At 65.4% G+C, this 22,893-nt stretch carries 19 protein-coding genes; 18 read left to right on the top strand and 1 reads right to left on the bottom strand.

Going from position 1 to position 22,893, the window contains the following annotated elements; translation table 11 throughout:
- Positions 1–78: 78 nt before the first annotated feature.
- From pqqD to ACE3RX_RS04885, 18 genes are all read left to right on the top strand, one after another.
- Positions 79–354, top strand: coding sequence for a pyrroloquinoline quinone biosynthesis peptide chaperone PqqD (pqqD, locus tag ACE3RX_RS04970; protein ID WP_374480934.1), 276 nt, complete (start codon positions 79–81; stop codon positions 352–354).
- Positions 351–1,481 (top strand): pyrroloquinoline quinone biosynthesis protein PqqE, encoded by a 1,131-nt coding sequence (pqqE, locus tag ACE3RX_RS04965; protein ID WP_374480932.1) that lies wholly within the window; start codon positions 351–353, stop codon positions 1,479–1,481. Before pqqD ends, pqqE begins: the two co-directional genes overlap by 4 nt.
- Before the next feature lie 222 nt (positions 1,482–1,703).
- Positions 1,704–2,186, top strand: coding sequence for a hypothetical protein (locus ACE3RX_RS04960; RefSeq protein ID WP_374480930.1), 483 nt, complete (start codon positions 1,704–1,706; stop codon positions 2,184–2,186).
- Between the two features lie 64 nt (positions 2,187–2,250).
- Entirely contained in the window at positions 2,251–2,757 is a 507-nt protein-coding gene (locus ACE3RX_RS04955; RefSeq protein WP_374480928.1) for a GNAT family N-acetyltransferase, read from the top strand.
- 127 nt (positions 2,758–2,884) lie between these two features.
- On the top strand, positions 2,885–8,434 hold the full coding sequence (locus tag ACE3RX_RS04950) for a CHAT domain-containing protein (protein WP_374480926.1): 5,550 nt from the start codon (positions 2,885–2,887) through the stop codon (positions 8,432–8,434).
- 164 nt (positions 8,435–8,598) lie between these two features.
- Entirely contained in the window at positions 8,599–9,621 is a 1,023-nt protein-coding gene (locus ACE3RX_RS04945; RefSeq protein WP_374480924.1) for an ABC transporter substrate-binding protein, read from the top strand.
- A complete protein-coding gene (locus tag ACE3RX_RS04940) occupies positions 9,621–10,409 on the top strand; it encodes an ABC transporter ATP-binding protein (protein WP_374480922.1) in 789 nt (262 codons plus the stop codon). Before ACE3RX_RS04945 ends, ACE3RX_RS04940 begins: the two co-directional genes overlap by 1 nt.
- A 12-nt stretch (positions 10,410–10,421) precedes the next feature.
- Positions 10,422–11,279, top strand: coding sequence for an ABC transporter permease (locus ACE3RX_RS04935; RefSeq protein ID WP_374480920.1), 858 nt, complete (start codon positions 10,422–10,424; stop codon positions 11,277–11,279).
- A 12-nt stretch (positions 11,280–11,291) separates the two neighbouring features.
- Entirely contained in the window at positions 11,292–11,828 is a 537-nt protein-coding gene (locus ACE3RX_RS04930) for a thioredoxin family protein (protein ID WP_374480918.1), read from the top strand.
- Positions 11,829–11,841: 13 nt separating this feature from the next.
- The gene (locus ACE3RX_RS04925) at positions 11,842–12,834 is read left to right on the top strand and encodes a CoA transferase subunit A (protein WP_374480916.1); all 993 of its coding nucleotides are present in this window, start codon (positions 11,842–11,844) and stop codon (positions 12,832–12,834) included.
- Entirely contained in the window at positions 12,831–13,631 is an 801-nt protein-coding gene (locus tag ACE3RX_RS04920; protein WP_374480914.1) for a CoA-transferase subunit beta, read from the top strand. Before ACE3RX_RS04925 ends, ACE3RX_RS04920 begins: the two co-directional genes overlap by 4 nt.
- A gap of 14 nt (positions 13,632–13,645) precedes the next feature.
- Positions 13,646–14,434 carry an enoyl-CoA hydratase gene (locus ACE3RX_RS04915; protein WP_374480912.1) on the top strand — a complete coding sequence of 263 codons (789 nt, stop codon included), beginning with the start codon at positions 13,646–13,648 and terminating at the stop codon, positions 14,432–14,434.
- Positions 14,435–14,450: 16 nt separating this feature from the next.
- Positions 14,451–14,918, top strand: coding sequence for a CoA-binding protein (locus ACE3RX_RS04910; protein ID WP_374480910.1), 468 nt, complete (start codon positions 14,451–14,453; stop codon positions 14,916–14,918).
- Between the two features lie 16 nt (positions 14,919–14,934).
- Complete coding sequence (locus ACE3RX_RS04905) at positions 14,935–16,215, top strand: O-acetylhomoserine aminocarboxypropyltransferase/cysteine synthase family protein (RefSeq protein ID WP_374480908.1); 1,281 nt, start codon at positions 14,935–14,937, stop codon at positions 16,213–16,215.
- A gap of 114 nt (positions 16,216–16,329) precedes the next feature.
- A complete protein-coding gene (locus tag ACE3RX_RS04900) occupies positions 16,330–17,904 on the top strand; it encodes a peptide chain release factor 3 (RefSeq protein ID WP_374480974.1) in 1,575 nt (524 codons plus the stop codon).
- A 447-nt stretch (positions 17,905–18,351) separates the two neighbouring features.
- On the top strand, positions 18,352–19,746 hold the full coding sequence (locus ACE3RX_RS04895; RefSeq protein WP_374480906.1) for an amidase: 1,395 nt from the start codon (positions 18,352–18,354) through the stop codon (positions 19,744–19,746).
- 2 nt (positions 19,747–19,748) lie between these two features.
- On the top strand, positions 19,749–20,078 hold the full coding sequence (locus tag ACE3RX_RS04890) for a hypothetical protein (RefSeq protein WP_374480904.1): 330 nt from the start codon (positions 19,749–19,751) through the stop codon (positions 20,076–20,078).
- Positions 20,079–20,143: 65 nt separating this feature from the next.
- Positions 20,144–20,785 carry a hypothetical protein gene (locus tag ACE3RX_RS04885; RefSeq protein WP_374480902.1) on the top strand — a complete coding sequence of 214 codons (642 nt, stop codon included), beginning with the start codon at positions 20,144–20,146 and terminating at the stop codon, positions 20,783–20,785.
- A gap of 242 nt (positions 20,786–21,027) precedes the next feature.
- Here the strand turns inward: ACE3RX_RS04885 and ACE3RX_RS04880 are convergent, their stop codons facing one another.
- On the bottom strand, positions 21,028–22,794 hold the full coding sequence (locus ACE3RX_RS04880; protein WP_374480900.1) for a PQQ-dependent methanol/ethanol family dehydrogenase: 1,767 nt from the start codon (positions 22,792–22,794) through the stop codon (positions 21,028–21,030).
- Between the last annotated feature and the right edge of the window lie 99 nt (positions 22,795–22,893).

The raw sequence follows: 22,893 nt of genomic DNA, 5'->3' as shown, positions 1-22,893 counted from the left end.
CATTCGACCAGATCTCGTCGATGAACCACCGCGGTCGAATGAATTCGACCCCACAGGACAGAAGAAAGCGCACCTGCCATGACCACCGCCACCGCCCGTCCCGCCATCAACCGCCTGTTCCGCTTCCAGTGGGAGCCAGCCCAGCAGGCCCACGTGCTGCTGTACCCGGAAGGCATGGTCAAGCTCAACCAGAGCGCCGGCGAGATCCTCAAACGCTGCGACGGTGAGCGCAGCGTGGCGGAGATCGTTGCCGACCTGGAGGCTGCGTTCAACGCCAGCAACCTGACCGCCGATGTGGAAGCCTTCCTCAAGATGGCTGACGAACAGAACTGGATCGAATGGAAGGACGAATGATGGAGCCGCTGCTCGTCCCCCGCCGCCCCGGCCCCCTGTGGCTGTTGGCCGAAGTCACCTACCGCTGCCCGCTGCACTGCGCCTTCTGCTACAACCCGGTGGATTTCGCCCAGGCCGGGCCAGAACTGGCGACGGAGGACTGGCTGAAGGTGATCCGCGAGGCGCGGGAGATGGGCGCCGCCCAGTTCGGCATTTCAGGTGGCGAGCCGCTGCTCCGCGACGACATCGAAATCCTTGTCGGCGAAGCCCGCAAGCTGGGCTTCTACACCAACCTGATCACCTCCGGCGTGGGCCTCACCGAAGCGCGCCTGGCGGCCCTCAAGGAAGCCGGCCTGGACCACATCCAGCTGTCCTTCCAGGACGCCACCCGCGAAGCCAACGACCTCATCACCAACACCCGCACCTTCGAACTGAAGCGCAAGGTGGCGGCGATGACCAAGGCCGCCGGCTACCCGACGGTGATCAACTGCGTGCTGCACCGGACCAACATCGACCACCTCGACCACATCATCGAGATGGCCGTCGAGATCGGCGCCGAATACCTGGAGCTGGCCAACACCCAGTACCACGGCTGGGCCTTTCTCAACCGCGAGGCGCTGATGCCCACCACCGCCCAGCTGGCCGAAGCCGAAGCCGTCACCGAACGCTGGAAGGCCAAGCTCGGCAAGAAGATGCGCATCCTCTTCGTGACGCCGGACTACCAGTCGAAGAAACCCAAGAAGTGCATGAACGGCTGGGGCGAAGTCTTCCTGTCCGTCACCCCGGACGGCCTGGCCCTGCCCTGCCACACCGCCCGCATGCTGCCGGGCCTCGAGTTTCCGGACGTACGCGAGCACGCGCTGGACTGGATCTGGCACGAGTCACCGCTGTTCAACCGCTTCCGCGGCACCGCCTGGCTGCCGGAAACCTGCCAGAGCTGCGAGGACAAGGAGAAGGACCACGGCGGCTGCCGCTGCCAGGCCTTCATGCTGACCGGCAACGCCGACGCCACCGACCCGGTGTGTCCCAAGTCACCAGACCATGGCCTCATCGATGCCGCGCTGGTCAAGGCCGAGCAGGCCGCCACCGTCAAGCCGCTGGTCTTCCGCGACCCGAAAAACTCCCGCGCCCTCGATCGCGCCTTCTGACCCCCTCTCCTTTATCAATCTGTACCGTGGAGGCGAATTCATTCGCCCACGGACTTCGGTGAATCGACGGAGGGCGAAGGAATTCGCCCCCACGCCCGCTTCCCCGAAATGCCAGCGAGCTGGCCCCGCAGGCCCGGATCCAGCCTGCTCCGCGGCCTCGGCTCGGCCTTTCCCGCCCGGCCCCCATGCTAGAATCCTGCCGATTCCGGTCGCCGATTCATCATGCATTTCTCCCACCTTCGCCCGTCCCTGTTCGCCGTGCTGGCTGCCCTTGCCCTGGGCGCGTGCTCGACCCTGAAACCCGATGCACCGGCGGAGAAAAGTGCTCCGCCCCGACATGAGACAAGTGAGGACAGTGCCGGGAGCAGCAAGCCCGCGCCCGCACCGCGCCCGCGGCCGCCGCGCAGCGACAAGCCCACCCGCCCGGACAAGACGGAACGTCTCGCCCCGAAGAACGAAGCTCCCGCAGAAGAAACACCTGCGCCGCCCCCCGCAGCGGAAGCCCCCCTCAACGGCCCCCTGTGGCTGACCCTGTGCAAGCAGCGCCAGGCCGAGGCCGGCATCATCCGCTGCGACGCGGACGAACTGCTGGTCCGCCCCTCCGCCCAGGTCAAGATTTTCACGCGGGATCCGGCCGCCGTCGGGCGCGGCATCCAGCTGCGCAAGGGCCTGCCCAGCAAATACCGCTTCTTCGTCGTTCCCTAGGCTTTCCCGCCCCGGCGCAGCCCTTCTCCCGGCCGCAACACGCCTGCAACACAGCGCAGGTTGAATGGCGGCCACGGCACCTCCCCGGTGCCGCCCATCGGGAGGATGCGCCACGGAACCGATCACCATCGACCTGCTGCTGCCCGACGACCATGCGGGCCGCGAAGCCGCCGCCTCGGTACTGCTGGCGTCCTTCGACAATCCGCAGCGCTACGACCGGGCCCGCATCGAGGCCCAGCTGATCTCCGCCGAGGCTCCCTTCTACCGCCACTTCTTCGTCGCCCGCTGCGGTGAAGAGATCGTCGGCGCCGGCGGCATCAAGGCCGCCGACTGGGCGATCGACACCCATATCCTGTACATGTCGGCGGTCGCCGAGCACGTCCGTGGCCAGGGCATCGCACGCGGGCTGATCGCCGCGCGCATCGCCTGGGTACTTGAGAACTTCCCGAGCGGTCGCCTGCTGGTATCCACCGCGCGGCCCCGGCGCTTCAACCGGCTCGGCTTTCGCGTCGTCGGCAAGCACGAATCCGACGGCCGCCGCCTGATGATGATGGAGTTCCGGCCTACCTGACGCCAGCGTGAAAATGCATTTCGAATCTTGATTCCAGCCCCATGAGGGCTATCCTTCCCCGGAGCAGCCCTGTGCGCCAAGGCGCCAGCAGCGCTCCGCAACGACAACAATGAGGGGGAGGCAAACCATGTCCGGCAATCTCAAACTTCGCATCAACGGCAAGAAGCAGGACAAGGCCGAGCTGTGGCTGACCCGTCAGGGACGCACCGCCGACCTGTTCGCCGGCATCGAGGCCTCGGCCATCGAGATCGCCGGCAGCGCCCGTGGAACGGCCGACGATCTGGTGCAGGAGATTCCCGACGGCGCGCTGGTCGAGGTCGAGCTGGAAGGCGGCCTGCGTTTCTGGACTGCAGCAGAAGACCTGCGCGCCCGCCTCGGCGATCCCCACGCCGGCGAAGCGCGGGGGCTCAATGACGACGAATCCTGGTCCCCGCCCACCGCCCTCGGCCTGCCCGGCGCCCAGCGGGGCTTCATCGGCCAGCTCGCCCTCAAGGCCCTGCGCTGGCTCAACATCAAGCCCGACGACGCGCTGCGCAACACCATCGTCGACAAGGTCCAGAACCGGGCCATCCCGGTGGAAGGCGTGTTTCCCGTGCGCGCCGACGGCACCCTCGGCCCACGCCTCACAGCCCCCATCCCTGACGGCGGCCCGACCCTGCTGCTCCTGCACGGCACCGGCTCGAGCACGGCCGGCAGCTTCGGCCGTCTGTGGCAGGACCAGAAAGAGCGCTGGCAAACACTGCGCGACTACTACGGCGAACGCATCTACGCCCTCGAGCACTGGACACTGACCCGCAGCCCTATCGAGAACGCCCTCGACGCGGCCCGCCTGTTGCCCAGGAAAGGCCGCATCAGCTTCCTGTCCCACTCCCGCGGTGGCCTGGTCGGTGAGCTGCTGTGCCTCGACCCGGACGGTTTCGACCTGGCCGAAGCCCAGCAGGCCCTCGGCCCGCGTGCCGCGGACGACGCCGACCAGGCCACCGCGATCAAGCGCCACCGCGACGCCCTCGGCAAGCTGGTGAATGAACTGCGCAGCCGCCCGGAGCTCGCCATCGAACGCTTCGTGCGCGCCGCCTGCCCGGCCCGCGGCACCAGCCTGGCCGGCGACAAGCTGGACCAGTGGGGCTCGCTGATGGTGCTCGCCGCCATCGGCCTGGAGATGAAGGCCAGCGAGAGCCGGGGCCTCTTCGAAGTGCCGGAGCTGCTGCAGACCGGTCTCGACATGGTCACCGAAACCGTCGCCTCGGTGCTGGCCAGCCGCCGCCGCGTGGACCAGCTACCCGGTCTGCAGGCCATGATGCCTGGCGCCCCGCTGCTCGGCGTCATCAACGCCGCACCGGCCCGCGGCGAGCTCTACGTGATCGCAGGCGACGCCGCGCCGGTGGAGGGCGACCGCCTGGCGGCGCTGCGCATCTGGCTTGCCGACCGCTTCTACGAGCGGGACCACGACCTGGTGGTGGATACCCGCTCGATGCTCGACGGCGCCATCCGCCGCACGCCAGCGGACGGCCCGCGCTGCCGCGTTCAGTTCCGCAGCGGCGGCGACGTCAATCACTTCCGCTATTTCCATAATAACGACAGCGCCGCCGCCGCGGTCGCCGCCCTGGTGCAAGCCCCCGAGGCCGACAGACTCTTCCACGACTACCACGGGGACTGGCCGCTGCCCGACGTCACCGGCGAGCAGGCCCGTGGCCTGTTCGGCCCGCGCGCCCAGCCCGATCCCGCCCAGCCCCGCGGCATCGTGGTGATGGTGCCCGGCCTGTGCGGTAGCCAGCTGCTGGTGAACAAGAGCGAGGTGTGGGCCAGCATCCTGTCCCTGGCCGGCGGGGCCTTCCGCGACAAACTGAAGATCAACGCCGACGTGCAGGCCGGCCAGCCGCTCGCCGACACCTACTTGCCCCTCGCCAACAGCCTGCGCCAGCGCGGCTACAAGGTGGACATGTACGGCTACGACTGGCGCAAGCCGCTGGCCACCTCGGTGGACGGACTCGCCAAACGGATCAAGGACGCCATCGCGGCGATGGCCCCCGAGCGCAAGCCCGTGCACATCGTCGTCCACTCCATGGGCGGCGTGCTGCTGCGTGCCACCTTCGCCGCCCATCCCGAAGTATGGGAGGCCTGGAACAATCATCCCGGCGATCCGCGGGCCTTGATGCTGGGCACGCCGAACCAGGGCTCCCATTCCATCACCCTGCTGCTCACCGGCCGCGACAGCTTCTTCCGCCAGCTGGCCCTGCTGGACCTCTGCCATTCCCAGGAGGAGCTTCTTGAAACCGCCGGCACGTTCCCGGGTGTCATGGAGCTCCTGCCCTGGGCTGCAAGCGGCGACGACCAGCACATCCGCAACGCCGACACCTGGAAGGCCTTCAAGCAGGCCGACGCCGGCGCCAAATGGCCGGAGCCACCGGCCGGCGTGCTGGGCCAGTCGGCCAGCGTCTGGGAAACCCTGGTCAAGTCCGACCCGCTACTTTCCAGCCCGCGCCTGGTGTATGTAGCCGGCCTCGCCGACCAGACGCCCGAGAAGGCGATTGTCGATGCGGCGGGCCGCTTCCAGATCCTGTGCACCCCCGAAGGCGACGGCCGCGTGCCCTGGTCCACCGGCATTCCCGACAACTGCCGCAAGGGCGGTCGGGTGTATTACGTGCGCAGCGTGCATGGCGACATGCCGAAAGCCACCGATGCCCACGACGGCTACCTGGACCTCCTCGAAAAAGGCCGCAGCGACCGCCTGGCCACACAGCCGCCGGTCTCCCGCGGCGTCACGGCACTGCAACCCTGGCGCAGCGACGAAGCCGACGCTGCGCTCTACCCCAGCCGTGGCGAACTGCTGGCCGCCGCCACCGGCGCCTCCCTTCGCTCCGCCCGCAAGGCCGCGCGAGGCGGCTACCGCACGGAAGTCCGCGTGCTCCACGGTGACGTCATGTACGCCGAATCAGCTGTGCTGGTCGGCCACACCTGGGGCGCCAACGCGCTGGAGTTCGCCGAGAAGCTGCTCGACCAGGCCCTCGGCGGGCGTATGCAGAAACGCCTCGACGCCGGCCTGCATGCCGGCGCACTCGGCACCTTCTCCATCTACCGCAAGCGCCCGAACGAGAACTTCACTCAAGGCGCGATCGTCATCGGCATCGGCCGCATCGGCCAATTGTCGGCCGGCGAACTCGCCCAGTCGGTAGCCAAAGCCGTCGCGACCTACGCTACCGAAGAGCTGGAAGCCGAGGAGCTGAAGGATCCCGCCGAACGGCAGCAGCCCCTCAGTGTCGGCATCAGCGCACTGCTGATCGGTGCCGGCATTGGCGAGCTGAGCCTCGCCGACTCGGTGGCCGCCACCCTGCGCGGCCACCGGGACGCCCGCCTGCGCCTGGAGCGGGCCGGACTGGCTGGCAAGCTGCGCCTCGACCGCCTGGACTTCATCGAAGTCCTCGAGGACCGCGCCATCAACGCCCTGCGCGCGGCGCAGGATTCGGTCGGCGTGGATCGCGCACTGGCCCGTGCCTTTTACGTGGATGCGGCAATCCGCCCCCACCAGGGCGGGCGCCGACGTGCCAGCAGCGCAGCGGATGAAGGCAACTGGCAACGCATTGCCATCAGCGCGGTGGGCGGCGCCAACGACGGCGCACCGCGCCTGATGTTCGACGTCTATGGCGAACTGGCCCGCGCAGAACGAACCTACAACGCGGTCCCGTTCAAGGACATCGAACGCTTCACCGACAGCCTGATAGGCACCACCACCGATCAGGAGCAGGTGGGCCGCGCACTGTTCGAACTCTTGATCCCCAACTGGCTGAAAGACCTCGCCCCGGACCGCCGGCGTGTCCAGCTCATCGTGGACAAGACCGCGGCCGCCTACCCGTGGGAGCTGCTGCGCGACCGCGCCACCGAGCACGACAGCGATAGCGGCCAGCCCTTGTCGGTGCGCAGCGGCCTGATCCGCCAGTTGTCCACCGGCCAATTCCGCCTAAACGTCCGGCGCAGTAACGCGTTCAAGGCCCTGGTGGTCGGCAACCCGGATCTCGGTGCGTGGCATCGCTACCTGCCGTCCTTGAGCGGCGCCGAGAAGGAAGCCCAGGGTGTGTCCGGCCAGCTCGACGGCGCCGGCATCGAGACCAGCCTGCACATCCAGGACGAATCCCGACAGATCCTCCTCGACCTGTTCAGCGGCGAGTGGCGCATGCTGCACCTGTCAGGCCACGGCCTTTACCAGCAGGACATCCCCGCCACCGATGGCCTACCCGCTGTCGCCAAGGCCACCGGCATGGTGATTGGCGGCGGTGACCTGCTGACGACCGCCCACATCGAGCAGATGCGGGCGGTGCCCGACTTCGTTTTCATCAACTGCTGCAGCCTCGGCCGCATCGAGGAAAGACCGGACGGCGCTCCCGCGGCGGCACGCCCCGGCAGCCCAGGCCTGGCCGCCAACCTGGCCACCCAGCTCATCGAGATCGGTGTGCGCTGTGTCATCGCCGCGGGCTGGGAAGTCCTCGACGATGCGGCCGAACTCTTCGCCAATACCTTCTACGAGCATTTCCTGGATGGCACCAACTTCGGCGAATCGGTGCTGGCTGCCAGAGGCACGACCTTCGATGCATTCGGCAGCTCCAACACCTGGGGCGCCTACCAGTGCTATGGCGATCCAGGCTTCGTCCTGCCGCGCCCACAGCGCAGCGTTGCACCGAAGGCCAAGCCCGCCAACTACGACCACTACCTGGCGGCCTCGGAAGTCCTTTGCGAACTGGAACGCCTGACGCAGCGTGCCAGCCACGCGCTGGCCCTGGACAAGGACGCCACGGCTTACGCTGAACGCCACAGCAAGGCCCTGCAAGCCCTGTGCGAACGCCAGGGCTGGATCGGACAGGGCAACATTCTGGAGGCCTTCGGCGCCCTCAAGGCCGAATACAACCGCCACGACGAGGCCATCGACTTCTATCGGCGCGCGCTGGCCGCCCCCGACGCCAGCACGTCGCGCAAGGCCGAGGAACAGCTCGCCAACATGCTGACCCGGCGCGCCAAGGTTTTGGCCGATGACAAGCAGACCTCCGCTGCCCTACCCCTCCTCGACGAGGCGGCTGCGATCCTTGCCGTGGACAGCCGCTATCGCCCCGCCAGCGCCGAACGGCTCAGTCTGCAGGCCGCGGCAGACAAGCGCCGCTTGGCCTGCCAGCTGCAAATCGGCGACAAGGCCGCCGCCATCAAGGCACTCGAAAGCATGCAGGACGCCTACAAGCGCGCCACCGCCCAGGCGCGCCAGGAAGGCGACGACATCCACTACCCGGCCCTCAATGCCGCCAACGCGAGCGCCCTGCTCGGACTCACCGCCGGCTTTCCGGACGGGGAGCCAGCCGCCACGCGGGCCCTGCTCAAGTCGCTGCGCGAACAGCCTGCTGCCCCTGCCAAGGACTTCTGGGCGCGAGCCAGTCAGGCCGACCTGCAACTGGCCGATGGATTGCTCGAACTTGCCGCCGGAGGGCGCAGCGGCGCCAAACGGCTCGGCGAAGCCAAGGCCGCGTACGTCGCACTGGTCAGCAGCGGTGCCACGCCGCGGGAACGGGAATCCATCGCCTCCACCATCGACATCCTGCTGCAAGCCCTGCAGAAGCTCGATGCGGCGGCCGGGCGGGAGCAGGCCGTGACGGACGCCATCGCGACGCTGGGCGAGATCCAGGCCGCGCTATCCACCTGAATTCTCATCACGGTGGGTGCCCAGGGGCCCGACCTCGGGCACCCGCCTGTCTTAAGATCAATTTTGAATAAGGTTTTTTGAATAAGATTCAAAGAAAATAATCGTTCTGCTTAGATATGCGCATTTGGCAAACTTTCTGCTTCAAATTGCACAGAAAGTTCGCCATGAAAGTTCGTTTTGCCCTCAAGACTGTCATCGCAGCCATCGCGCTCGCCGGAACCGTGGGCGCGGCCTTCGCTGAACAGCTCAAGGTCGGCTATCTGCCGGCCACCGGGCACGCCAAATTCTTCGTCGCCAAGGAGCAAGGCCTGTTCGCCAAGGAAGGGCTGGATGTCGAACTGGTCGAGTTCCAAAATTCCGCCGACGGCCTCAACGCCATTATCGCAGGCAAACTGGACACCGGCGCCTTTGGCACCACCGGGCCGATTGCCCACCTGTCGAAGGGCACCAAGCTCAAGATCATCGGCGGCGTCATGGGTGGCGACGCAGCCCTAGTCGCCAGCGCGGCCAATGCCGGCAAGATCAAGGGGATCGCCGACCTGAAGGGCAAGAAGGTCGCAACGGTCCGCATGGCGTCCGGCGACGCGGTGCTGCGCGGCGCGCTGAAGGACAAGGGTCTCAACTGGAAGACCGACCTGCAGATCTTCGAACTGAAGAACCCCTCCGCGGTGATCGAAGCCGTCAAGTCCGGCCAGGTTGATGTCGGCCTCGTGTGGGGTCCTCACGACCTGCGTGCCGAGGACCAGGGGCTCAAAGTCGTCATCCATTCCACCGACCTGCAACGCGGCCATCCCTGCTGCCGCCTCGTGATCACCGAGGCCAGCGCGAAGAACCCGGCGACCTGGGAGAAATTCCTGCGCGCCATGCTGAAGGCCGAGCGCTTCGCGGCGGAGAACAAGAAGGAGACGATCGAGTCGATCGCCAAGTACGTCAAGCTTGACCAGCAATTGCTGTGGCGTGGTTATTACTCCGAGTATCTCGATCAATCCACCGATCCGGATGCGAAGGGCGTCAAGCATTTTGCCGAGGTCATGACAAACAGCGAGTTCATCACCAAGGCGCCGGACCTCTCTACAGGTATCGATGCCAGCCTGTATGAAAAGGTGCTCAACCAGCTCGTCAAGGAAAATCCCAACGACGCCTACTGGAAGAAACTGCAAAAAGACTTCAAGCGGAAGAATGTCTGATGGCTTCTGAGCTACGGCTGGAAGGCGTCGACTTCTCCTATGAGGATGCGACGCCGATCCTCGAAAAAATCGACCTCGCTGTCCCGGCGGGGCAGTTCGTCTGCCTGCTGGGCTCCAGCGGTTCGGGCAAATCCACGCTCTTGCGGCTGCTGGCTGGACTGCAATTTCCCCGCCACGGCCGGCTGAGCTGGAACGGCCAGCCCATCACCGGCCCGAGCCTTGATCGCGGCGTCGTGTTTCAGGACTACGCCCTGTTTCCGTGGATGTCGGTGGTGGACAACATCGCCATCGCCATCGGCAAGGCTCAGCCCAAGGCCCGCAAGGCCGAGCGGCGGGAGCAGGCCGAAGCGTGCCTCGTGAAGGTCGGGCTCGAGAACGCCATCGGACAGTATCCCTTCGAGCTGTCCGGCGGCATGCGCCAGCGCGCCGCCATTGCCCGCGCACTGGCCTTGTGCTCGCCGGTGCTGCTGATGGACGAGCCCTTCGGGGCACTCGACCCCACCAATCGGGCCCGCCTGCAGGATCTGTTGCTTGAAATCTGGGAGACGGAGGTGCCGCGGAAAACCATCGTCTTCGTCACCCACGACATCGACGAGGCGCTCTACCTCGGCGACCGCATCGTCGTTCTCGGCTCCACGCCGGGACGCCTGATTGCCGACCTGCCGGTGGGCTTTCCGCGCCACCGCGAGCGGCGAGCCCTGTTCGACAGCGCGGAGTTCCACGCCCTGCGCGAATCCATTGCCGAGACCCTCGCCGCAGACACGCTGCGCCAGCTGGTCGCCGCCTAAAGGAATCAACACATGTCAGAAACGCTCACCGCCCCGCCGCGGGGGAGGCCTGTTGCCGGCGCTCCCAGTGATCGGCAGCCCGAACGCACGGCATCCGCGCCACGCCAGGCCGCATCCGTTCCGTCCGCGCTGCTGGCCATCCTGCAAGGCTCCATCGTCTGGATCGTCCTGCTGGCCCTGTGGTTTGTCGCCGCCAAGTACTTCCCGCTCGGCGACAACCCCTTGATTCCGAGCCCTCAGCGTACCGCCCTGGCGCTGCAGGAATCTCTTCCAGAGTTGTGGGAAGGCACGCTGTCGTCCTTCTCGATCCTGATCCCCGGCCTGCTGCTTGCCACCTTGCTGGGCATCGTTTCCGGCATTTACGTCGGCTCGTCCCCCCTCTTGCAGCGGATCTTCTTTCCGTTCGCGCGTGTTGCCGCACCGGTGCCGCCGACCGTCTATGTGCCCTATGCGATTGCCGTGCTGCCCACCTTCAAGCTGTCGGCGATCTTCGTGGTGTTCATCGGAGCCTTCTGGCCGATCTTCCAGAACACGGCCGCCGGCGCCCACGCTCTAGAAAGCCGCTATAGGGACAACGCCAGCATCCTCGGCTTGAACAGCCACGAGTTCCACTGGAAGGTCGTCTTCCCCGCGGCGCTGCCGCATATTTTCTCCGGCATGGCCGTGGGCTTGGGATTCGCTTTCATCCTGCTCACCGTCGCCGAGCTGTTCGGTGCCAACGCCGGCCTCGGACGGTTCGTCCAGTATTACGCCGACTTCGCCGACTACCCGAAGATGGTCGCCGGCATCCTTTACACCGGCGTCGTGACCTACCTCGCGATGAGCGGCCTCGAGGCCATCAAGCGCCGCGCGCTGTTCTGGCATCGCTGACTGGAGAACCCCATGAAATTCCACCTTCCCTCCTCGATGGCCGCCCTGCTCCTGGCCGGCCTGGCAGCAAGCGGCACGGCCAGTGCGGCCTTGTTCGAACGCTCCACCAACGACCTGCAAACGGAGGTCCGCTCCGCTGCGGCCAAGGGGCGCCAGCTCGCCGTCCTGCTGACCATGCCTGACTGCCCCGGGTGCCGGGAAATGGAGAAAAAAGTCTTTCGCGACGCAGCGCTCGAAAAATCCTTCGCCACCCAATTCGCCAGTGCCCGTGTGGACATCACCCAGGAAAGCAGCCTGATCGAGCCGTCCGGCAAGACGTCGTCGCCCACCCAGTGGGCCACCCGCCTGCACGCCGTCGGCACGCCGTCCTTTGTCTTTCTGGATAGACAAGGGCAGGTCTTGTATCGCTACACCGGCGCGCTCACCGCCAAGGATTTCCGCCAGCTGACCAAGTACGTCGCCGGTGGGCACTACGAACACCATCCGTTCCAGCCTTCCGCATCCGGGCAGACCAGTGAAGTCCATGCTGGATCGGCCCATCAACACTAACCGGATCAAGCAAATGTCACGCAACAAGATACTGTCGCTGGCCGAGGCCGTTAAACGCTACAGCTGGGACGGCATGCAATACGCCAGCGGCGCGGCCCTGCCGGTCGGCTCCGACGCCGTCGTCTTCGGGCGGGAACTGCTGCGCCAACAGCGCCGCCATCTGCACGCCCTGTTTCACTGCAATACGCAGCAATTGAACCTGCTGGCGGCTGCCGGCGCGGTCGACAAGGCGGAATGCGGCTTCTCCGGCCTGGAGGTATTCGGGTTCGCCAATGGCCTGCGCCGCGCCGTGGAATCCGGGCAGCTGGCGCTGGAAGACTATTCCAACCTGTCGTTCAACCTGCGCCTGCTGGCCGGCGCGATGAACTGGCCCTTCGCCCCGGCGACGGTCAATATCGGCTCGGACATTCAGTGGCGCAGCGCCTTCGCGCCCGACGAACAGCCCGCAAAGCACAAGATCCCCACCGTCACCGACCCCTTCAGCGGTCGTGAGGTAGGCGCCCTCAGCCCCCTGCAGCCGGACGTGGCCGCCATCCATGTCTCCCTGGCCGACCCGCTCGGCAACGCGATCATGCTCGGGACCGAATGGAGCCGCTTCGAACTGTCCCGCGCCGCCAAGAAGGTCGTGCTGATCGCCGATGCCATCGTCGATACGGCCTGCATGCGCCAGTTCCCGAACCTGGTCCGCATTCCCGACATCATCGTCGAGGCGGTTGTTTACTGGCCGCTCGCTGCCTGGCCGCAATCCTCGCCCGGCTTCTACGACGTGGATGAAGCGCACATGAAGGCGATGAACAAGGCCCTGGCCAGCGCAGAAGGCACGGCCGAGTACATCAGCCGCTACGTCGAGGGCTACAGCGACATCGACAGCTACCTCGACATGATCGGCCGCGACACCGTCGAGCAGCTGTCGCAAACCGAAACCGCCTTCCTGCTCGATCCATTCCGCCAGTGGATCATGACCCCGGATCAAATCGCTGCCCTCAGCGCAGGAGAAAACCCATGAGCGCAAGCCTCGACTACACCCGCCAAGAGATGATGGCAATTGCCACCGGCCGCGAACTCCGTGACGACGATCTGGCCATTTTCGGGGTTGGCCTGTCGATGCTTGCCGGCTACTTCGCCCAGGCCTGCCACGCCCCCAACATCCGCACCATGACGGAAGGCGGCGTTTATGGCGCCACGCCCGTCGGCGGCCTGCCGTGGGGCATCGAATGCAACCGCATCTCGTCCAACGCGACCAGCTTCACCAACGCCATCGATGCCCTCGGCTTTCTCGTCGCCTCGGGCCGCTGCGACGTGGGCATCATCGGCGCCGCCCAGGTGGACAAGTTCGGCAACGTCAACACCACCGGCATCTGGGACGGCGACGGTACCATTGGCGACACCTACCGCCTGCCCAAAACCCGCCTGACGGGTGCAGGTGGCGCCAACGACATCGCTTGCGGCGCCGGCCGGGTGATCATCATGGTCACTCACGAGGCCAAGCGCTTTGCCGACAAGGTGAGCTACATCAGCTCCCCCGGCTACCTCGACGGCGGCAACGCACGGGAACGTTACGGCTTCGTCGGTGGCGGCCCGTCCGCCATCGTCACCACCCTCGGCATCATGAGGCCGGATCCCCAAACGAAAGAATTCATCCTCGACGCCTGGTATCCGTTCTCCAGTATCGAAGAAATCCGCGCCAATACCGGCTGGGACCTTAAAGTATCGCCCAATGCCCACGTCGTGCCCGAACCCACCGCCGAGGAACTTGCCGCGCTGCGTCGGGTGGACGAAACCGGCATGCTCCGAAAAAAATAAGCGCAGAGGAAAACATGACTGAAAAGACCTTGCTCAGCGTCGATGACGCCGGCACCGGCGTCCGCACGCTGATCCTAAACCGCCCGCAGGCCCGCAACAGCCTGTCCCAGCCCGCCATCCGCGAACTGCTCGCGGCCTTCCAGGAGATCGCCCGCGACGACAGCGTGCGCGTCGTCATCCTGGCCGGTGCCGGGCCGGCCTTCTGCGCCGGCCACGACCTCAAGGAGATGCGCGCCGCCGACTATGCGCCGGATTACGCCGAGGGCCTGTTTGCCGATTGCGCCGAACTGATGCAGGCCATCGTCAATCTGCCCAAGCCGGTCATAGCCCGCGTGCATGGCATCGCCACTGCCGCAGGCTGTCAGCTGGTGGCGAGCTGCGACCTGGCTGTTGCCACCGACGACGCCCGCTTTGCGACGCCCGGCGTCAACATCGGGCTGTTCTGCTCGACGCCGATGGTGGCCCTGTCCCGTAACGTGGCCCCCAAGCACGCCATGCAGATGCTCCTCACCGGCGACATGATCGACGCGGCGACGGCGCTGCGCTTCGGCCTCGTCAACGAACTGGTGCCGGCCGCCGAGCTCGAAGACCGGACCCTCCACCTGGCCCGGCAGATCGCCTCCAAGTCGCCGCTGACCCTGGCCATCGGCAAGGAAGCCTTCTACCGCCAGGCGCCCCTGCCCCTCGATGAGGCTTATGCCTACACCCGGCAGGTGATGGTGGGCAACCTGCAGGCCCTCGACGCCCGGGAAGGCATCGATGCCTTCATCGACAAGCGCACACCGACCTGGTGCGGCCGCTGAAACCGGAGGACACAGCATGAGCGACATCAACACCCTGCGCCGGGTTCTGCGGGAATCGAAGACCATTGCCGTCGTCGGTCTGTCGGCCGACTGGTTTCGGCCGTCCTACTTCGCTGCCAAGTACATGCAGGAGCATGGCTACAAGGTGATCCCGGTCACCCCGAAGTACCCCGAGATTCTCGGCGAAAAGTGCTACCCGGATCTGGCCTCAATTCCCGAGCCGGTGGACATCGTGGACGTGTTCCGCAAACCCGCCGACGCCCTGCCTATCGCCGAACAGGCCATTGCGATTGGCGCCAAGACCCTGTGGCTGCAGATCGGCGTGATCAACGAAGCGGCTCGGCAGAAGGCGGAAGACGCCGGCCTCACGGTCGTGATGGACCGCTGCGTCAAGATCGAATATGCGCGCCTTTTTGGCGGACTCAACTGGTTCGGCGTGAACACCAAGGTCATTTCCGCCCGCCGTCCCCTCTGCCTCCCCTGATCCAGGATCATCGAACATGGCTGACCGTAATTACGGCTTCGACACCCTGTGCCTGCACGCAGGCCAAATCCCCGACGCGGCGACCGGCAGCCGCGCCGTCCCGATCTACCAGACTTCGTCCTACGTCTTCGACAGCCCCGAGCAGGCCGCCAGCCTGTTCAACCTGCAGACCTTCGGCAACGTCTATTCACGGCTCTCCAACCCCACCGTCGCGGTGTTCGAGGAGCGCATCGCGGCCCTCGAGAACGGCCGTGCGGCCGTCGCTACCGGCAGCGGCATGGCGGCCCAGATGATCGCGCTGCTCAACATCTGCGAAGCCGGCGACGAGATCGTGGCCGCGCGCACCCTGTACGGCGGCACCTACACCCAGCTCGACGTCAATTTCCGCAAGCTGGGCATCAACACGGTCTTTGTCGACGCCGACGACCCGGAGAGCTTTGCCCGGGCGATCACGCCCAAAACCAAGGCCCTGTATGCCGAAACCCTCGGCAATCCGTCGCTCAACGTGCTCGACATCGAGGCGGTGGCCAAGGTTGCCGACGCAGCGGGCCTGCCGCTCTTCATCGACAACACCTTCGCCAGCCCTTACCTGTGCCGGCCTTTCGAATGGGGTGCCGCGATCAGTGTCCATTCGGCGACCAAGTTCATCGGCGGCCACGGCACGACGATGGGCGGCGTCATCGTCGAGTCCGGTAGATTCCCGTGGGACAACGGCAAGTTCGCGACCATGACCGATCCCTCGCCGGGCTATCACGGCGTGCGCTTCTACGAAACCTTCGGCGACTTCGGCTTCACGATGAAGTGCCGCATGGAAGGAATGCGCACCTTCGGGCCGGTGCTGTCACCCTTCAGCGCCTTCCAGTTGCTGCAAGGCATCGAAACGCTGCCGCTGCGCATGGACCGCCACTGTTCGAACGCCCTGGCCGTGGCGCGCTTTCTGGAGGCTCACCCTAAGGTCGAATGGGTCAATTACCCTGGTCTCGAGAGCAGCCGCTACCATGCGCTCGCCAGGAAATACCTGCCGAAGGGCGCCGGCGCGGTGCTCACTTTCGGCATCAAGGGCGGCGCCGCGGCGGGACAGAAGTTCATCAACGCCGTCGAGTTCCTCTCCCACCTGGCCAATATCGGCGATGCCAAATCCCTGGTCATCCACCCGGCGTCGACGACCCACCGTCAACTGTCGGAAGAGCAGCAGGTGGCCGCCGGCGTACCGCCGGACCTGATCCGTCTGTCGGTCGGCCTGGAAACCCTGGATGACATTCTTTGGGACATCGATCAGGCCCTGGCCAAGAGCTGACAGCCCGGCTCCAGATCAGCGGCGTCAGAAGAGTCTGTGCGCCGACCGGTGGTCGCCTCTGGGGCGGCCACTGGCTCCCTGTATAATCGCGGCCTTTCCGTCTTACCGCACCGCATCATGTCCGCCACCCAGGAAATCGCCCGCCGTCGCACCTTCGCGATCATTTCCCACCCCGACGCGGGTAAAACCACGCTGACCGAAAAGCTGCTCTGGTTCGGCGGCGCCATCCAGGTGGCCGGCGAAATCCGCGCCCGCAAGGCCGCGCGCCACGCCACCTCCGACTGGATGGAACTGGAAAAGCAGCGCGGCATCTCGGTCACCTCGTCGGTGATGCAGTTCCCGTACCGCGACTGCGTCATCAACCTGCTCGACACCCCCGGCCACGAAGACTTCTCCGAAGACACCTACCGCACCCTCACCGCGGTGGACTCGGCGGTGATGGTCATCGACTCGGTAAACGGCGTCGAAGCCCAGACCATCAAACTGCTCAACGTGTGCCGCCTGCGAGACACGCCCATCGTCACCTTCATCAACAAGCTCGACCGGGAAGGCCGCGAACCTATCGACCTGCTCGACGAGATCGAGTCGGTGCTGGGCATGCAGTGCGCCCCGATGACCTGGCCGATCGGCATGGGCAAGCGCTTCCGCGGCGTGTATCACCTGTACAACGACACCATCCAGTTCTTCGACCCCAAGGCCGAAAAGGGCACCTCGGAAATCATCCAGGGCCTCGACAACCCGCGCCTCGACGAAGTAATCGGCGACCAGGCCGACGAACTGCGCATGGACGTGGAACTGGTGCGCGGCGCCTCCCACACCTTCGACCGCGAGGCCTACCTGGGCGGCAAGCAGTGCCCGGTGTTCTTCGGCTCGGCGGTGAACAACTTCGGCGTGCAGAGCCTGCTCGACGCCGTGGTGGATCTCTCCCCCGCCCCGCTGGCGCGCCCGGCCAAGACCCGCCAGGTCGAACCCGACGAGCCCAAGTTCTCCGGCTTCGTGTTCAAGATCCAGGCCAACATGGACCCGAAGCACCGCGACCGCATCGCCTTCATCCGCGTCTGCGCCGGCCGCTTCGAGCGCGGCGGCAAGCTCAAGCAGGTATCCACCGGCAAGAGCCTGGCCATCAACAACGCCATCACCTTCATGGCGCAGGATCGCAACACCACCGACGAAGCCTGGGCCGGCGACATCATCGGCATCCCCAACCACGGCACCATCCACCTCGGCGACACCTTCACCGAGGGCGAGGACCTGCAGTTCACTGGCATCCCCAGCTTTGCGCCGGAACACTTCCGCCGCGCTCAGATCAAGAACCCGCTGAAGATGAAGCAGCTGCAGAAAGGCCTTGAGCAGCTCGCCCAGGAAGGCGCCACCCAGCTGTTCCGCCCCACCACCACCAACGAGCTGATCCTCGGCGCCGTCGGCACCCTGCAGTTCGACGTGGTCGCCCACCGGCTGGAGTTCGAATACGGCGTGGACGTGATGTTCGAATCCTGTAGCTACGCCACCGCCCGCTGGCTGCGCGGCTCCGACGCCGACCTCAAGGCCCTCGCCGACAAGTCCCCCGCCAACATGGCGCTGGATGGCAACGGCGACTACGTCTATCTCGCTCCCAACCGGGTCAACCTGCAAATGGCCCAGGAACGCTTCCCCGACATCAAGTTCCTGGAAACGCGCGAAATCTACTGAGATCGTGTCGTTGTGGGGGCTGCTTGATTTGCCCTCCACACCACGTTCACTGTGGGGGCGAATGAATTCGCCCCCACAAGCCCCACCCCACACACGCCACCATACAAGCCCGTGCCCGCATTGCGATGCACGCGGCACGCTCGCTGGCGACACCGCCCCCCCGAACTGCCCCTCCCTCATGGGTGCCACTTGTCTTGAGCATGGATGTGGCGTCTAATTCGCCGCGCATATTCCATTTAGATCAACGAACGATGGCGCCAGCCCCTTAGTCGGGCCACACCCCACGATCCTGACGCCCAAGCCCTGCCCTTGCGGCAACGGCGCTCACGGCCGTTTCCGGTGGAGCGTTGCGACCTCATCGGCCATGAACCCACTCCGCTCTTAGCTCGATTCAACGCCATGTTTGATTCCGCTCGCCAAACGGTCGCAAGCATCGCCAGCCGCGACATGTCCGTCACCAAAATCGTCGAGGGCTGCCTGGAGAACATCAGGCGCCATAACCCCACGATCAACGCCATCGTCACTCTGGACGAGGCGGGAGCGCTGGCGGCGGCGCGACAAGCCGATGCTTCAAGGGAGGCCGCCAACACGCTCCCGCTGCACGGCATTCCCGTGACAATCAAGGATGCCTTCGAGACCGCGGGGCTGCGCACCACCAGCAGCTACCGCCCGCTGCGCAACCATGTGCCGACCAGAGATGCCACGGTAGTCGCCCGCCTCAAAGCCGCCGGAGCCATTGTCCTGGGCAAGACCAACCTGCCGGAGCTGGCGGGCAATCCACAGTGCTGGAGCCCGCTGTTCGGGCCGACCAACAATCCGTGGAATACCTCCCTCACTTCGGGAGGCAGCTCCGGCGGCAGTGCAGCGGCAGTCGCCATGGGCTTTTCTTTCCTCGACCCCGGTAGCGACATCGGCGGCTCGATCCGCATTCCTGCCGCCTACTGCGGCGTAGCGGGATTCAAGGCGACCGAAAACCGCATCCCTCGCACCGGCCACATTCCCCACCTGCCCGACGGTTCGCGCAGCGTGCGCCACATGCTGTCCTTCGGCCTACTGGCGCGAGGCGTGGATGATCTGCAACTGGGCTTGCAGATCCTGGCCGGGCCAGACGGCGTGGACAGTGAAGTCCCGCCCTTGCCCGTGCGTACCCCCACGGCCATTCGCTCCCCATTGCGCATCGCCTGGTGGGACGATTTCGCCGGTCTGCCCCTCTGCCCACGGACCCGTAAAGCACTGGCCCGCACGGTGCAGAACCTGGAGCGGCAAGGGATCGAAGTCCAGCGGTGCCGGCCGCCCAATTTCGACTTCGAGCGCGCCTGGTACGCCTACGGCATTATCGGCGGAGCCGAAATCGGCCTCGGCATGCCCCCGCTGCCGCGCCACATGCTATCCCTTGCGGGCAAATTCATTCCCGCCGCGTCCCAGCCCCTGACACGGGCCTTCCTGCGCGGCCTTTCCTTTGACTTGCGGCGCTACAACGAGGCGCTCAATCTACGGGAGCAACTGATTGGCGAACTGGAGCACTTCCTTGCGGAATGGGATGCCTGGCTGTGCCCCGTGGCACCGGTCGTGGCCTATCCCCATTGTCGGCTGGACGGTTTCAGGAAGCACCCATCGCTGATCGTCGATGACCGCACCGTCCCCTATCTGGAAGCCACCGTGAGCATGGCAACGCCCTTCTCGCTAACTGGCAGCCCGGTGGTGGTTCTACCCGCCGGCATCGAAGACGGCTTGCCCGTGGGCTTCCAGTTCATCGGCAAGCGGTGGCAGGACGAATCGCTGCTGTCCGTCTGTGCCATGCTCGAACGTGCCTGTGGCGGTTACGTTCCGCCACCGCGATGAGCATGCTTCTCCGACTGCTGGTCGCCCTCGCCTGCTACATCCTCTCCGGCTACGGCATCCGGATGAGCGGGATGCTGATCAAGCTCAACTCGCCGATCACATGGCTGATTGTCTACGCGTGGGGCGCACACCTTGTCCTTTGCCTGCTCTGGGTGTGCCGCAAACAGATCAACTGGCCACTGGCGATTACGGGCACGTTGGCCGGCTGCGCCTGCCTCGTCGCAGTCCCGATCGGCTTTCTCTTCGTATTTCCCAGCGTATTGCTCGCCGTCCATATCATCCGGACCTATCAGCGGGAGCGTTCATCGCTACGCGCAGGCTCGCCTTCATAGCCCTCCGACTCGCCATTGGCATGCTCGTTGCACTGACATCGAGCATCTGAAATCGGAGGCGCATCATGATCATCCAGGCCACGTCACGCCTTGGCTACGCGGCAGAATTGGTTCGAACGGCTTCGCTCCGGCAGACTCCGGCTGCTTCCTCGGCAAATCCTGCCGATACCGTCCGCATTTCCCAGACCGCACGGGACGCGCTTGCCGCCTCGGCCCCTTCCTCTGCCACCAATGACGACGGGGGCGTCGCCGCCCGCCTAGCGGAGATCCGGACCCACGGTCCGGTCAACCGCTCCGCGGAAGATCAAGCCTACCTGTTCGCCAACGACAAGCGGCTTGCCGAGATTGCCGCCCAAGGCAAATCGCCTGACGCGCTGACCGCGGACGATCTCGATTACCTGCAAAAGGCCACCGGACTCGTCAACACAATGGCGAATCTCAGCCCCGCCGAAAAGGCGCTGTACGACAAGGCCGTGGCAAGCGGCAACAAGGAGGCTGCCGCCGGCATCGGCCAGATCGCCTTGACCCGGATGATGGGACACACGGCGGGCGGCGCCAACGGCACGACCTACGATCCGCTCAACACGGTCATCACAGCGGCCAATATCGAGAAGTACTTCAGCCACAGCATCGTCGACCCCAGCGGCAAGGCCGCCGCCAATTTCCAGGCCTTGATCCAGTTTCTGCAGGACAAGCCGTCGACATGAAAACCGGGGCAACCTGCAAAGGGCTCAGAAACGCACCCCCAGCATCAAGTCCCTGAAGACACGGGAAATCTACCGAGGTCCGGGGGCTGTGGGGGCGAATTCATTCGCCCCCACAGAAGAGCCCCGCAGGAAGAAGCCCACCGGAAATCACATCCCATAAAAAAACGGCACGGAGCCCCCAAAGCATCCGTGCCGTTTTTCCATCCGTGGCACCGCTTGCGCGGTGCCGCGGACTTCGACAATTACTTGCCGTTGTGCAGCTTGAAGACCCACACGGAACCGCCCTGCTCGAGGAAGTTCACGCGACGGGCCACGTCGCCGCCCCACAGGGGAACCGCACCGCCCCAGCCGGACACGACGGCCACGTACTGCTCGCCGCCTTCTTCCCAGGTGATCGGGGGGGCCACCACGCCGGAGCCGGTCTGGAAGGACCAGACTTCCTTGCCGGTCTTGGCGTCCAGCGCCTTCAGGTAGCCTTCCGGCGTACCGTAGAAGCTCAGGTTGCCAGCGGTGGTCAGCACGCCGCCCCACAGCGGAGCGAAGTTCTTGTTCTCCCACACGATCTTGCCGGCGACCGGATCGACCGCGCGCAGCGCGCCGATGTAGTCGTCATGCAGGGCCTTGATGGTGAAGCCTGCGCCCAGGTAGGCCGCGCCACGCTTGTAGGAGACCGGCTCGTTCCAGATGTCCATGCCCCACTCGTTGGCCGGCACGTAGAACAGGCCGGTCTTCGGGTTGTAGGCCATCTGCATCTGGTTCTTGCCGCCCAGGAAGGACGGGGCCGCAAACACGGTCTTGCCCTTCTTGCCGTCTTCGCCGGCGGCCGGGTTGCCCGGACGGTTGTCATCCACGTAGATCGGACGGCCGGTGTTCAGGTCGATGCCCTTCGCCCAGGTGATGTCCTTGACGAACGGGAAGGCGTTGATCAGCTTGCCGTTGGTACGGTCGATGACGAAGAAGAAACCGTTACGGTCGGCCTTGCCGCCCGCCTTGATGACCTTGCCGGTCTTCGGATCCTTGTAGTCGAAGGACACGAATTCGTTCACACCGTCGAAGTCCCAGCCGTCATGCGGAGTGGTCTGGTAGTGCCAGACGATCTTGCCGGTATCCGGGTTGATGGCCACGGTGGCGGACGAGAACAGGTTGTCGCCGGGGCGCAGGTGGCTGTTCCACGGGGACGGGTTGCCGGTGCCAACGAAGATCAGGTTGGTGTCGGGGTCGTAAGTGGCACCGTTCCAGGTGGCGGCGCCGCCGGTCTTCCACAGGTCGCCGGTCCAGGTGGCGTTGAGGGTGCCGGAGATGCCGTTCTCGACTTTCTGGCCGTTCTCCCACTTGTAGCCCATGTGACCTTCGACGGTCGGACGGGTCCAGATCAGCTTGCCGGTCTTGGCATCGCGGGCTTCCAGACGGCCTTCGACGCCGAATTCGCCACCGGACACGCCGGTCACGACCATGCCCTTGACGATCAGCGGCGCGGCGGAAGCGGAGTAGCCGGCGGCGTAGTCATCGATCTTCTCCTTCCAGACAACCTTGCCGGTGTCCTTGTTCAGGGCCACGAGCTGGGCGTCGAGGGTCGCGAAGATCACCAGGTTGTCGTACAGGGCTGCGCCGCGGTTGATCACGTCACAGCAGGGCATGATGCCTTCGGGCAGGCGGTGCTCGTACTTCCACAGCTTCTTACCGGTCTTGGCGTCCAGCGCAAAGATACGGCTGTAGGAAGCGGTCACGTACATCTTGCCGTCGAAGACGAGGGGCTGGGATTCCTGGCCGCGCTGCTTCTCACCACCAAAGGAGAAGGACCAAACGGGCACCAGGTTCTTGACGGTCTTGGTGTTGATCTTGTCCAGGGTGCTGTAGCGCTGGCCTTGCTGACCGAGGCCGAAGTGGACGACGTCGCCGGTGGTCTTGGCATCATTGGAGATGTCAGCGTCGGTGACTTCCTTGGCCTGGACGGAACCTGCAACCATCAGTGCTGCCGCGATCAGGGACAGCGCAAACGGTTTTTTCATTGTTTTGCTCCTTTGGATCATTGAGTGTCTCCTTTGAGAAGGTGCTGAAGCACGATCCGGGACGGCCACCTCCCGGCCCAACCGAAACGTGCTGCAGGG

The organism is Zoogloea sp., from assembly GCF_041914405.1.
Lineage (GTDB): Bacteria > Pseudomonadota > Gammaproteobacteria > Burkholderiales > Rhodocyclaceae > Zoogloea.
The sequence above is the reverse complement of the archived record's forward strand: the minus strand, read 5'-3'. Positions and strand labels throughout refer to the sequence as shown.

Excerpts from the sequence above, each read along its gene's own strand:
- pqqD (WP_374480934.1), top strand. The coding sequence starts at position 79 with ATGACCACCGCCACCGCCCGTCCCGCCATCAACCGCCTGTTCCGCTTC.
- pqqE (WP_374480932.1), top strand. The coding sequence starts at position 351 with ATGATGGAGCCGCTGCTCGTCCCCCGCCGCCCCGGCCCCCTGTGGCTG.
- ACE3RX_RS04960 (WP_374480930.1), top strand. The coding sequence starts at position 1,704 with ATGCATTTCTCCCACCTTCGCCCGTCCCTGTTCGCCGTGCTGGCTGCC.
- ACE3RX_RS04955 (WP_374480928.1), top strand. The coding sequence starts at position 2,251 with ATGGCGGCCACGGCACCTCCCCGGTGCCGCCCATCGGGAGGATGCGCC.
- ACE3RX_RS04950 (WP_374480926.1), top strand. The coding sequence starts at position 2,885 with ATGTCCGGCAATCTCAAACTTCGCATCAACGGCAAGAAGCAGGACAAG.
- ACE3RX_RS04945 (WP_374480924.1), top strand. The coding sequence starts at position 8,599 with ATGAAAGTTCGTTTTGCCCTCAAGACTGTCATCGCAGCCATCGCGCTC.
- ACE3RX_RS04940 (WP_374480922.1), top strand. The coding sequence starts at position 9,621 with ATGGCTTCTGAGCTACGGCTGGAAGGCGTCGACTTCTCCTATGAGGAT.
- ACE3RX_RS04935 (WP_374480920.1), top strand. The coding sequence starts at position 10,422 with ATGTCAGAAACGCTCACCGCCCCGCCGCGGGGGAGGCCTGTTGCCGGC.
- ACE3RX_RS04930 (WP_374480918.1), top strand. The coding sequence starts at position 11,292 with ATGAAATTCCACCTTCCCTCCTCGATGGCCGCCCTGCTCCTGGCCGGC.
- ACE3RX_RS04925 (WP_374480916.1), top strand. The coding sequence starts at position 11,842 with ATGTCACGCAACAAGATACTGTCGCTGGCCGAGGCCGTTAAACGCTAC.
- ACE3RX_RS04920 (WP_374480914.1), top strand. The coding sequence starts at position 12,831 with ATGAGCGCAAGCCTCGACTACACCCGCCAAGAGATGATGGCAATTGCC.
- ACE3RX_RS04915 (WP_374480912.1), top strand. The coding sequence starts at position 13,646 with ATGACTGAAAAGACCTTGCTCAGCGTCGATGACGCCGGCACCGGCGTC.
- ACE3RX_RS04910 (WP_374480910.1), top strand. The coding sequence starts at position 14,451 with ATGAGCGACATCAACACCCTGCGCCGGGTTCTGCGGGAATCGAAGACC.
- ACE3RX_RS04905 (WP_374480908.1), top strand. The coding sequence starts at position 14,935 with ATGGCTGACCGTAATTACGGCTTCGACACCCTGTGCCTGCACGCAGGC.
- ACE3RX_RS04895 (WP_374480906.1), top strand. The coding sequence starts at position 18,352 with ATGTCCGTCACCAAAATCGTCGAGGGCTGCCTGGAGAACATCAGGCGC.
- ACE3RX_RS04890 (WP_374480904.1), top strand. The coding sequence starts at position 19,749 with ATGCTTCTCCGACTGCTGGTCGCCCTCGCCTGCTACATCCTCTCCGGC.
- ACE3RX_RS04885 (WP_374480902.1), top strand. The coding sequence starts at position 20,144 with ATGATCATCCAGGCCACGTCACGCCTTGGCTACGCGGCAGAATTGGTT.
- ACE3RX_RS04880 (WP_374480900.1), bottom strand. The coding sequence starts at position 22,794 with ATGAAAAAACCGTTTGCGCTGTCCCTGATCGCGGCAGCACTGATGGTT.